This window comes from Bradyrhizobium sp. (assembly GCF_017881085.1).
GTDB lineage: Bacteria > Pseudomonadota > Alphaproteobacteria > Rhizobiales > Xanthobacteraceae > Bradyrhizobium.
Window position 1 is genome coordinate 1 of record NZ_JADGRI010000260.1, and the last position, 7,985, is coordinate 7,985.

Sequence of the window (7,985 nt, forward strand, 5' to 3'; positions counted from 1 at the left end):
CAAGGTGTCGCGCACGCCGGTGCGGGAGGCATTGCGGCAGCTCGTGGCCTCCGGCCTGGTCGACGCCCGGGCGCATCGCGGCGCGGTGGTGGCGCGGCCCTCGATCGAACGGCTGACCGGGATGTTCGAGGCGATGGCGGAACTCGAGGCGATCTGCGCCGGCCTCGCCGCGGAACGGATGCCGCCGACCGAGCGCCAGCGGCTGGAGGCGGTTCATGAGGAATTGCGGGTGCTGAGTTACGCCGGCAATCCGGACCGGTTCCATGAAGTCAACGAGCGCTTTCACAACACGATCTATGCCGGGTCGCAGAACACCTATATCGCCGAGATCACGCTGGCGACCCGCGTGCGGGTGCAGCCGTTCCGCCGCGCCCAGTTCCGCAATCTCGGACGGCTGGCGAAATCGCATGCCGAGCACGATCGTGTTGTCGTAGCGATCCTGCGCGGCGACAAGGTCGGTGCCGCGGCCGCGATGCGCGCCCATATCGAGCTGGTGCGCGACGAGTACGAGATTTACGCGGTGTCGGTGTAAGCAGGCGAATAGGGAGTAGCGAATAGCGAGCGGGGAATTTTTCATCGCTACTCGCCACTCCCTATTCGCCGCTTGTCACCCCGCCGCGGCCTCCGTGACGAAGGCGCGCCAGCCGCCGAAGGCCGAAATCTCGCGGGCGCCGGCGACGTCGGCGGCTTCGACAATGAAGCCCTTGACGCCGCGGCCGTCGGCAAGGCGCACGGTGCCGATCGACAGCGGCGGCGGGACCGCGGCGACGAATTGTCCAAATGCCGCCGCCGGCAGCGCCCAGATCTCGAGCTCGATCGACGATCCCGTTCCCACCTCCACACGCAGCATGCCGGGCTTCGGCGGCGCGGTCTTGAGCGCATAGAGCCTGTAATCCGCCGCGGTTTGGGCGGCCTCCAGCAAGCGTCCGCCGAGCGCCTTCAATTCGCCGTTCAGCGCCATGCCGCTTAGATGCGCGCCGACCACCGCGATCGCGATCTCATCGCCGCTGACGCCCGCAGGCAACGGCGGAAGCGGAGGCTGCGGCAGATTTCGCGCGCCCATCGGCAGTTTGGTACCGGCATGGAAGACGCGGCCGATGCTCGCGAGCTGCGCATCCTGCCCCGCGGGTGCGAGCAGCGTAATGCCGAACGGGATATCGTCGCTGCGCATCGCCGCCGGCAATGCGAGCCCGCAGAGGTCGAGCAGATTGACAAAATTGGTGTAGGTGCCGAGCCGGGAATTGAGTTCGATCGGATTGGCCAGCACCTGCGCGGTCGAGTACACGGTGGGCGCCGTCGGCAGCACCAGCGCGTCGATGTCGGCGAAGGCGCGCTCGGCGGTCTTGCGCAAGCCCTGCAGCCGGTACAGCGCGGCAAATGTGTCGGCCGCGGAAAGCCTACTGCCTGCGATGGTGATCTCGCGCGTCACCGGATGGATCGCGTCCGGCGACGACGCCAGGAGATCGCGGATCACCAGATAACGTTCCGCCACCCACGGTCCTTCATAAAGCAGCCGGGCGGTTTCATAGAGCGGTTCGAGATCGAACTCGACCAGCGTGGCGCCGAGCGCGGTCCAGCGCTTCAGCGCGTCATCAAAGGCAGCCTCCGCCGCCTTGTCGCCGAAGAAGATCAACTGGCCGCTGCGCGGGACGCCCAGCCGGAGATGGGCCGGAAATGCGCCAAGCTGCGCCAGCGGCCGGTCGCGCGAATAGGGGTCGGCGGAATCGGGCCCGGCCATCGCCGACAAGGCCGTTACGGCGTCGTCGACGGTGAGCGAGAATACCGAAACGCAATCCAGCGTCCGGCAGGCCGGCACGAGCCCTGCGGTCGAGATCAGCCCCAGGCTCGGCTTCAGCCCGACGATGTTGTTGAGCATCGCTGGCACGCGCCCGCTTCCTGCGGTATCGGTGCCGAGCGCCAGCGGCACCAGCCCGGTCGAGACCGCGACCGCCGAGCCTGAGCTCGAGCCGCCCGGAATCAGATCGGCGCGCAGGGGATTGATCGGAATGCCGTAGGGCGAGCGCACGCCGACGAGCCCAGTCGCGAACTGGTCGAGATTGGTCTTGCCGATCATGATGGCGCCGGCCGCGCGCAGCCGCGCCACCGAGGTGGCGTCGCGTGCTGGCGTGTAGGCGAAGGCCGGGCAGGCCGAGGTGGTGGGCAGGCCCGCGACGTCGATGTTGTCCTTCACCGCAACGGGAATGCCGTACAGCGGAAGCCGCGCCGCGTCTTTCGTCGCGGCGAGCGTTTCGGCTTCCGCCAGCGCGTGTTTTTCCTCGCGCAGGCTGATGAAGATGGCGGGATCGTTGTGATCGCGAATCCGCTGATAGCTGCGCGCCACGGTTTGCGCGGGCGACAGTTGGCCTGCGCGGTGCGCAGCAAGGATCGCAGCGACGGTTTCAGTCACGCGCGGCCCCGACCCGTTGTGAGCATTTCGGATGTGACAACGGGCTTCTCCGAACCGGTGGCGGGAAGGCTGGATAGAGGTTCGTCCAACTGAATGCACTCCAGAGAGGCGAAAAGCCTTCCCCATCGAAGCAAGCGGTGTGCCATTGTGTACATCCGCGAGGTGATGTCCAATCGTCAAAATCGGCGCATGTTATCATAAGCTTGACCCGGATTCCCGGGCGCCGATGATGGTGCGCCGGCCAAGTCGCTCAATCGGGTTTGCTTATTTTGTAAGCAGGGTCAGTTGTCGGAATCGCGCCGACCACCTTGCTGGAGCCTTGCGTGATCAGCCGCGCAGCACGCTGGTCGCGGGCGTGGATCCATAGCCAGCTGAGCGCGACGCTGAGCCGGTTGCGCAGGCCGATCAGGAAATAGATGTGCGCGATGCCCCAGATCCACCAGGCAATCGCGCCGTGCAGTTTGAAGCGGCCGAAATCGATCACCGCCTTGCGCTTGCCGATCTGCGCCAGGCTGCCGGAATGCTTGTATCGGAACGGCGCGGGCGTCTCGCCGCGCAGCCGCGCCTTGATCGCCGCGGCGACGTAGCGGCCCTGCTGCTTGGCGGCGGGTGCTATGCCCGGCACCGGCTTTCCATCGGGGCCGGCGACGGCGATCGTATCGCCGATCGCAAAAATATCGGGATGGCCGGGAACGGTGAGGTCGGGGTTGACCTGCAGGCGGCCGGCCCGGTCGGCCGGCGCGCCGAGCCATTCGGCGGCCGGCGAGGCGCGCACACCGGCGGCCCAGATCAGGGTTTTTGCCTGCAGGCTCTTGCCGCCATACACCACGCCGTCGGCGGAGCATTCGGTGACCGGCTGTCCCAGCACGACTTCGACGCCGAGACCCTCCAGCGAGCGTTGCGCGTAGGCCGAGAGATCGTCGGGAAAGCCCGCCAGCACGCGGGGCCCCGCCTCGATCAGCACGACGCGCGCCTTCTGGGTGTCGATGTTGCGGAAGTCGGGCGGCAGCGTGTCCCGCGCCAGTTCGGTGATGGTGCCAGCGAGTTCGACGCCGGTCGGGCCGGCGCCGACAATGACGAAAGTCAGAAGCGCCGCGCGCCGCTCCGGATCGCTCTCGCGCTCGGCGCGTTCGAAGGCAACGAGAATGCGCCGCCGCAGCGTGGTGGCGTCCTCCAGCGTCTTCAGGCCCGGCGCGAACGGCTCCCATTCGTCGTGGCCGAAATAGGCGTGCCGCGCGCCGGTGGCGAGAACGAGGGTGTCATAGGGCAGCGTATCGCCGTCATCGAGCAGCACGCGCTTGTTTGCCGCGTCGACGCCGCTCACCGTGGCGAACAGCGTCGTGACCTCGTGGCGGCCGCGCAGCAGATAGCGGATCGGCCAGGCGATCTCCGAGGTCGCCAGCGACGCGGTGGCGACCTGATACAACAGTGGCTGGAACAGATGATGGTTGCGGCGGTCGAGCAGCGTGATCGAGACCGGGGCGCCGGCAAGCCGGTGGGTCGTCTCCAGTCCGCCGAAGCCGGCGCCGACGATCACGACACGATGGGGCTTTGGCGAACGCGGCGCTTCCGTCATCATGTCGGCAGCCTTCGGTTGTCGGACTTCCCCTTACCCCTGGTTGATGTAGGCGTTTAGCGGTCCCGGTCCAAGGCCGATTTTGCAATCGAACGATAGCGAAAGCCTATCGCCGGCAACGGGCCTGCTCGCGCGGTCGAAATGATTTGCCGGCAGGCCTTGCGACGATCCGCGGTTCCGGCCGCGCACGCGCGGCACGCGCGCGTCTAATCGAGTTCGATCTTGCCCGCGTGACCGCAATAGCCGTGGCCCTGCAGGTTTTCCTCGCTGCCCTTGTAGTGAGTGAGGTGGAATTGGCGCCAGCCCATGCAGTCGCTGCCGATGCAGTGATACATCTTCTCCGAGTTCGCAAATCCGTCGGTCAGCGAATTGTGAAGCCGGTTGTTGTTGTCGATGCGCACGAAGGGGCACCATTTCGTCCGCGCGACTTTATCGCTGATCAGCATCAAACCTCTCCACCACAGGCGTGGAGTCTGGAGGCAATGCGTTAAGCGGCCATAAAGCCCGGCAGCGCCACCAATGGCCGATAAGCGCCGTTTCCTGCATCTTCGGATGGAAGGCGTTCTGCCCGTTGCGAATTCGCGGCGCGGTCGCTTGCGCGGCGGGCTGGAATTATAATTCTTGCCATCGCCAATTCATACGAATTATGGTGCATGAAGGGTTGCGCCGGGCCGAAGGTTCTAAGGCGGAGCCTTCGGTTCGGGCTTGCTGTGGGCTTCGGATTTTGCGCACAACACCGGTAAGCCGGACAACGAACGGCGTTGGCTGCGCTCCCATGAAGAGGGATCGGCCGGCTCAACCGGATCGGTTGGATAATGAGGAGGGGAGACGTATGAAGAAATCATTTTGGCTGGCGGGCGCGATGGCACTCGCGCTGGCGAGCCCCGCTTCGGCGGGAGATACCATCAAGATCGGGTTTGTCTCGACGTTCAGCGGCCCGACCGCAGTGATCGGCAACGACATGCGAAATTCGTTCGAGCTCGCGCTCGATCATCTGGGCCGCAAGATGGGCGGCAAACCAGTCGAGGTGATCTACGAGGACGACGGACAGAAGCCGGACGTCGGCAAGCAGAAGACCGAGAAGCTGGTGCAGTCCGACAAGGTGGATTTCATCGCCGGCTATATCTGGTCGAACGTGCTGCTCGCCTCGCTGAAGACCGCGGTCGATTCCCAGACCTTCCTGATCTCGGCCAACGCCGGGCCCTCGCAGCTCGCCGGCGATTTGTGCTCGCCTTACGTGTTCTCGACCTCCTGGCAGAACGACCAGACGCCCGCGGCCATGGGCCTCTACATGAACCAGAAGGGCGTCAAGTCGGTGTTCCTGATCGGCCCGAACTATGCGGCCGGCAAGGACATGCTGGCCGGCGTCAAGAGCACCTTCAAGGGCGAGATCAAGGGCGAGGAATATACGGTGTGGCCGAGCCAGCTCGACTTCTCGGCCGAGCTGTCGAAGGCGCGCGCGTCCGGCGCGGCATCGATCTTTGTGTTCTATCCGGGCGCTGCCGGCGTGCAGTTCCTCAATCAATATGCGCAGGCCGGGCTCAAGGAGCAGATGCCGCTCTATACGGCGTTCACCATCGACGAATTGTCGCTGCCCTTGCAGAAGGACAATGCGATCGGTGTGCCCGGCGCGCAGGAGTGGGTGAACGATCTGCCGAACGAGCAGAACAAGAAGTTCGTCGCCGACTACCGCAAGAAATATCCGAATCTGCGCCCGACCTATTACGGCGCGCAGGCCTATGACGCCGCGCAGTTGATCAACAGCGCGGTGGTCGCCGTGAAGGGCGACACCAGCAAGAAGGATGCGATGAAGGCGGCGATGGAGAAGGCCGATTTCAAGTCGCTCCGCGGCTCCTTCAAATACGGCAACAACCACATTCCGATCCAGAACTTCTACCTGCAGGACGTGGTCAAGGACGGCGACCAGCTCTCGCTGAAAACCGTCGCCACCATCGTCAAGGACAGCCAGGACAGCTTCCACGACAAATGCCCGATGAAGTGATCGCGGGGTCTGTCAAATACAGCGGCGGCGCTCGCGCGCAGCCGCTGTTTTCCTTTCGGCAGGTGTTTTGCAGCCCGATGTCTTAGAGAGCGACCTAGAGCGTCCATGCTGCTTGTCGTCGAACAATTCCTGAACGGATTGCAGTTTGGTCTGCTGCTGTTTCTGCTGGCGGCGGGACTGACGCTGGTGTTCGGCATCATGGACTTCGTCAATCTGGCGCACGGCTCGCTCTACATGATGGGCGCGTATTTCGCCGCCACCTTCGTGGCGTGGACCGGCAATTTCATCCTCGGCGTGCTGCTGGCGCTGGGCGCGACCTTGCTGCTCGGCATCGCCCTGGAATTCGTGGCGCTGCGGCATCTCTACGGCCGCGACCATCTCGACCATGTGCTGGCGACCTTCGGGTTGATCCTGTTCTTCAATGACGCGGTGCGGCTGATCTGGGGTCCGGCGGGCCTCGCGCTGCCTCTGCCGGCCTGGCTGACGGTGCCGGTCCCGATCCTGCCCGGCATCCATTATCCGGCCTATCGTCTCGCGATCATCGTGGTCGCGCTGGTGGTGGCGCTGTTGCTCTACATCGTGGTGATGCGGACCCGGCTCGGCATGCTGATCCGCGCCGGCGCCTCGAACCGGGAAATGATCGGGGCGCTCGGCATCAACATCAAGCTGCTCTACACGCTGGTGTTCGGGCTGGGTGCGGCGCTGGCCGGCCTCGCCGGGCTGATGCAGGCGCCGATCCTCACCGTTCAGATCGGCATGGGCGAGAACATCCTGATTCTGGCCTTCGTCATCATCGTAATCGGCGGCATCGGTTCGATCCGCGGCGCCTTCCTGGCCGCGATCTTCGTCGGCATGATCGATACGCTCGGCCGCGCCTTCCTGCCCGATTTGTTGCGCCAGGTCCTGAGTTCGGCCGCCGCTTCCACCGCGGCGCCCGCGCTCTCCTCGATGCTGATCTATCTCGTGATGGCGATCGTGCTGGTGGTGCGGCCGGAGGGGCTGTTTCCGGCCAACCGTCGATGAAAGCTTGGTTCAATGTCCGCGCCGCGGTCGCGGCACTTGTCGTCGCCGGCCTCTTGCTGCTGCCGCTCTATACCTCGCTGAGCGGCAATGTGTTCGCGCTGACGCTGTTCACCCGCATCGTGATCTTCGCGCTCGCCGCCGCCAGCCTCAATCTCATCATGGGCTATGGCGGGATGATGAGTTTTGGGCACGCCGCCTATCTCGGGATCGGCGGCTATGCGGTCGGCATACTCGCCGCCGAGGGCGTCGGCTCCGGCTTTGTTCAATGGCCGGTCGCGCTGTTGGCTTCCGCCTTGTTCGCGCTGGTGATCGGCGCGCTCTCCTTGCGCACCCGCGGCGTTTATTTCATCATGATCACGCTGGCATTCGCGCAGATGGCCTATTACGTCGCCTCCGGGCTCGCCCGCTACGGCGGCGACGACGGTCTCACCATCTACAAGCGCAGCGATTTTGGCGGCCTCATCAACCTTTCGAACCGCGTGCAGTTCTATTATCTCTGCCTCTTCTGCCTGTTCGGCGGGCTCTATCTGATCTGGCGCATCGTCAATTCGCGGTTCGGCATGGTGGTGCGGGGCCTGCGCTCCAACGAAGCGCGGATGCAGGCGATCGGCTTCCCCGCCACGCGCTACCGGCTCGTCTGTTTCGTCATTGCCGGCACCATCTGCGGCCTGGCCGGCGCGCTGCTCGCCAACAATACCGACTTCGTCAGCCCGGCCGTGATGTACTGGACGCGCTCCGGCGATCTCATGGTGATGGTGATCCTCGGCGGCATGGGCTCGCTGTTCGGCCCGGTGATCGGGGCGATCGTCTATCTGCTGCTGGAAGAGTTCCTGTCGCAAGTCACCGAATACTGGGCGATGATCCTGGGTCCGCTGTTGCTGCTGATCGTGCTGTTCGGGCGCGGCGGCATCGACGGATTGCTGGGGAGGTTCAATCGTGGCTGAACCCTTGCTCCGCGTGGAAAAACTGGTGCGGCG

General features: G+C 64.8%; 7 protein-coding genes. 4 read left to right on the forward strand and 3 right to left on the reverse strand.

Annotated features, from left to right (window positions below; all coding sequences use genetic code 11):
• A partial coding sequence (locus tag QZ213_RS21025; RefSeq protein ID WP_291688021.1) for a GntR family transcriptional regulator occupies window positions 1-532 on the forward strand: 532 nt, incomplete at its 5' end.
• A gap of 75 nt (window positions 533-607) precedes the next feature.
• Here the strand turns inward: QZ213_RS21025 and atzF are convergent.
• The 3 genes from atzF to QZ213_RS21040 all read right to left on the reverse strand — a co-directional run bounded on the left by atzF (window position 608) and on the right by QZ213_RS21040 (window position 4,429).
• Complete coding sequence (gene atzF, locus QZ213_RS21030) at window positions 608-2,407, reverse strand: allophanate hydrolase (RefSeq protein ID WP_291688022.1); 1,800 nt, start codon at window positions 2,405-2,407, stop codon at window positions 608-610.
• A 250-nt stretch (window positions 2,408-2,657) separates the two neighbouring features.
• The gene (locus tag QZ213_RS21035; RefSeq protein WP_291688027.1) at window positions 2,658-3,983 is read right to left on the reverse strand and encodes an NAD(P)/FAD-dependent oxidoreductase; all 1,326 of its coding nucleotides are present in this window, start codon (window positions 3,981-3,983) and stop codon (window positions 2,658-2,660) included.
• 206 nt (window positions 3,984-4,189) lie between these two features.
• On the reverse strand, window positions 4,190-4,429 hold the full coding sequence (locus QZ213_RS21040; protein ID WP_291688023.1) for a hypothetical protein: 240 nt from the start codon (window positions 4,427-4,429) through the stop codon (window positions 4,190-4,192).
• A gap of 386 nt (window positions 4,430-4,815) precedes the next feature.
• Between QZ213_RS21040 and QZ213_RS21045 the strand changes: the two genes are divergently transcribed.
• The 3 genes from QZ213_RS21045 to QZ213_RS21055 all read left to right on the forward strand — a co-directional run bounded on the left by QZ213_RS21045 (window position 4,816) and on the right by QZ213_RS21055 (window position 7,952).
• Window positions 4,816-5,985, forward strand: a complete 1,170-nt coding sequence (locus QZ213_RS21045) for an ABC transporter substrate-binding protein (RefSeq protein WP_291688024.1) — start codon at window positions 4,816-4,818, stop codon at window positions 5,983-5,985.
• A 105-nt stretch (window positions 5,986-6,090) separates the two neighbouring features.
• On the forward strand, window positions 6,091-7,008 hold the full coding sequence (locus QZ213_RS21050; RefSeq protein WP_291688025.1) for a branched-chain amino acid ABC transporter permease: 918 nt from the start codon (window positions 6,091-6,093) through the stop codon (window positions 7,006-7,008).
• Complete coding sequence (locus QZ213_RS21055; protein WP_291688026.1) at window positions 7,005-7,952, forward strand: branched-chain amino acid ABC transporter permease; 948 nt, start codon at window positions 7,005-7,007, stop codon at window positions 7,950-7,952. The genes QZ213_RS21050 and QZ213_RS21055 overlap by 4 nt, the downstream gene beginning before the upstream one ends.
• Window positions 7,953-7,985 lie beyond the last annotated feature (33 nt).